We start from the raw sequence: 3,323 nt of genomic DNA on the forward strand, positions 1-3,323 counted from the left end.
TCAGCAATGCCGCGGGCGTACAGCGTCACAGCCTTGGCCGAGTCGTCGTTACCGGGGATCACGTAGTCGATGCCTTCTGGGGAGTGGTTCGTATCGACCACACCGATCAGAGGAATGCCCAGCTTCTTGGCTTCAGCCACAGCAATCTTGTGGAAACCCACGTCGATGATGAAGATGGCGTCAGGCAAAGCAGCCATATCCTGGATGCCGCCGATGTCCTTTTCCAGCTTGGCGATTTCGCGGCTGAAAGTCAGTTGTTCTTTCTTGCTCAGGTTGTCCAGGCCGGTTTCCAGCTGGGCCTTCATGTCCTTCAGGCGCTTGATGGAAGTCTTCACCGTCTTGAAGTTGGTGAGCATGCCGCCCAACCAGCGCTGGTCCACGAAAGGCACGCCAGCGCGTTGCGCTTCAGTAGCCAGAATTTCACGGGCTTGGCGCTTTGTGCCGACCATCAGGATCGTGCCGCGGTTGGCAGCCAGTTGCTTGGCGAACTTTTGGGCTTCCTGGAACAGTGGCAGCGACTTTTCCAGGTTGATGATGTGAATCTTGTTGCGATGGCCGAAGATGTAGGGGGCCATCTTGGGGTTCCAGAAGCGGGTCTGGTGACCGAAGTGGACACCTGCTTCCAGCATTTCGCGCATGGACACGGACATGATTTTTGCTCCAGAGGTTGGATCTAGAAGCCGACAGCGATCGGGCGCCCTTCTGCAGGACAGGACCGACACCTTGGATTGACGGCTTCGCGGTTTCAACAGTGTTCACCCGGACCATTCCGGGCAAACCCTGCGATTCTAGCACGCTTCCGGCGCCTGTTCAGCGCCCAACCCACGTCACCGCTTGTTGCGGGCGCTCTTGCGTGACGGCGCCTTCTTGCCTGCAGCAGGCTTGCCACCCCGACCGCCGGCCTCGGCAGCGGGATGGCGCTCGGCCTTGCTGCCGGTGCGCGCATCACGTGCACCTCGGCGGACCTGGCGGTCCAGCTCTTGAATCTCCGACAGCTCATCCTGCGCCGAATACTCGTTGGCCGAGCGCCCCTTGCGCCCAGTCCGCCCACTGCCCGCCTGCCCCTGCTGCGTCCGCGGTGTGGCCCCGCCATCTTCCCGCACCAGGCGGAAATCGATCTTGCGCGCATCCAGATCCACGCGGCTGACCTGCACCCGAACGCGAGCACCGACGCCATAACGCACACCCGAACGCTCGCCACGCAGCTCCTGACGCGCCTCGTCGAACCGGTAGTACTCGCCGCCCAGCTCGGTGATGTGCACCAAGCCCTCGACATACAGCCCATCCAGCTGCACGAACAGACCGAAGCTCGTGGCCGCACTGACGGTGCCCCCGTACTCTTCGCCCAGGCGCTCGCGCATGAACATGCACTTCAGCCACGCCTCGACATCGCGCGAGGCCTCGTCGGCGCGCCGCTCATTGGCACTGCAGTGGATGCCGGCGGTCTCCCACGCGATCGCCTCTTCCGGCGGCAGCTTGATCTTTGCGCCCTTGACCGGGGCCACAGGCAAGCCGCGAGTGAGGCCGCCCTGCCCGCCCTTGCGCTTGAAGTTGCCCACAGACGATTGCACCGGCGGCAGCTTCAACCCATACCGGTTGCGCCCGAGCAGCGCCTTGATCACGCGGTGCACCAGCAGATCGGGGTAGCGCCGGATCGGGCTGGTGAAATGTGTGTAGGCCTCGTAGGCCAGCCCGAAGTGACCGCTGTTGGCCGGGGTGTAGATCGCCTGCTGCATCGAGCGCAGCAGCATGGTGTGAATCTGCGCGGCGTCGGGCCGGTCCTTGGTGGCCTGTGCGATGGCCTGGAAGTCGCCAGGCTGCAGTTCTTCGCCCAATGTGAGACCCAGCCCCAGCGCCTTCAGATAGTTCTTCAGCAGGGTGCGCTTCTCAGGCGTCGGCCCTTCGTGCACACGGTACAGAGACGGGTGCTTGGCACGCAGAATGAAGTCGGCGGAGCACACGTTGGCCGCCAGCATGGCCTCCTCGATGAGTCGGTGGGCCTCGGTGCGCGTACGCGGCACGATCTTGGCAATGCGGCCATTCTCGTCGCAGACGATCTGCGTCTCGGTGGTTTCGAAATCCACCGCGCCCCGCGAACTGCGGGCCTTGAGCAGCACGCGGTACACCTCGTGCAGGTGCAGAAGATGGGGCACCAGGTCGGCACGGCGCAGGGCCTCGGGCCCTCGGGTGTTGCCCAGCACGGCCGCGACCTCGGTGTAGGTCAGCCGCGCGTGCGAGCGGATCACGGCAGGGAAGAACTGGTAGGCGTGGATTTCGCCCTCCCCTGTCACCAGCATGTCGCACACCATCGAAAGTCGCTCGACCTCGGGATTGAGGGAGCACAGCCCGTTGGACAGCTTCTCCGGCAGCATCGGAATGACGCGGCGCGGGAAGTACACCGAGGTGGCCCGCTCATACGCCTCGCGGTCCAGCGGCGCGTCGGGCTTCACATAATGGCTCACGTCGGCAATGGCGACGATCAGGCGCCAGCCGTTCGGCACCTTGCCTCGGCCGATGCGGGCCGGCTCACAGTACACCGCGTCGTCGAAGTCCCGCGCATCCTCTCCGTCGATCGTCACCAGCGGCACATCGGAAATGTCGATGCGACCCCGTTTGTCCACCGGGCGGACCTTCTCGGGCAGCTTCGCTGCCTGCGCCAGGACGTCATCCCCAAAGCGATGTGGCACCTCGTACTTGCGCACCGCGATCTCGATCTCCATGCCGGGATCGTCGATGCCGCCGAGCACCTCGATGACGCGCCCGACCGGTTGCGCGTTCAACGACGGCGCCTCGGTCAACTCCACCGCCACCACCTGGCCGGGCTCTGCCTTGCCGATCGCCTTGGCAGGCACCAGGATGTCGCGGCCGAAGCGGCGATCCTCTGGCGCCACCAGCCAGGCGCCCCCTTCATGCAGCAGTCTGCCGATGATGGGGGTCTTGCGACGCTCGAGGATGTCGAGCACCTGCCCCTCCGGGCGGCCCTTGCGGTCGAAGCGCATCACCCTCACCCGCACGCGGTCGCGGTGCATCACCGCACGCATCTCCTGTGGCGAAAGCCAGATGGTCGCATCGCCTTCATCGGCGTGGACGAAGCCATGGCCATCCCGGTGGCCCTGCACAGTGCCAACGATTTCGCTCATGAGATTCACAAAAAGTGTGGGGGGTGTTGTCATGTCTCGCATTTTGATGCTAGAATTCAATTCTTCGCTGATCACTGCAACGTTTTTCAGACAAGCAGCAGGTCAGTCGATATAGAGTACCTGCCCAGGTGGCGGAATTGGTAGACGCACTAGTTTCAGGTTCTTGCGGGTTACTCCGTGGTG

Annotated in this window: 2 protein-coding genes; both read right to left on the reverse strand. The window is 63.7% G+C overall.

Going from position 1 to position 3,323, the window contains the following annotated elements; genetic code table 11:
• On the reverse strand, nucleotides 1-650 hold a 650-nt coding region (gene rpsB / locus Q0Z44_RS18195), incomplete at its 3' end, for a 30S ribosomal protein S2 (RefSeq protein ID WP_298015409.1).
• Between the two features lie 177 nt (nucleotides 651-827).
• Entirely contained in the window at nucleotides 828-3,140 is a 2,313-nt protein-coding gene (gene rnr / locus Q0Z44_RS18200) for a ribonuclease R (protein WP_298015411.1), read from the reverse strand.
• Nucleotides 3,141-3,323: the final 183 nt, after the last annotated feature.

Origin of the sequence: uncultured Aquabacterium sp. (assembly GCF_947366995.1) — a bacterium.
In the GTDB taxonomy this organism is placed as follows: Bacteria; Pseudomonadota; Gammaproteobacteria; order Burkholderiales; family Burkholderiaceae_C; genus Aquabacterium.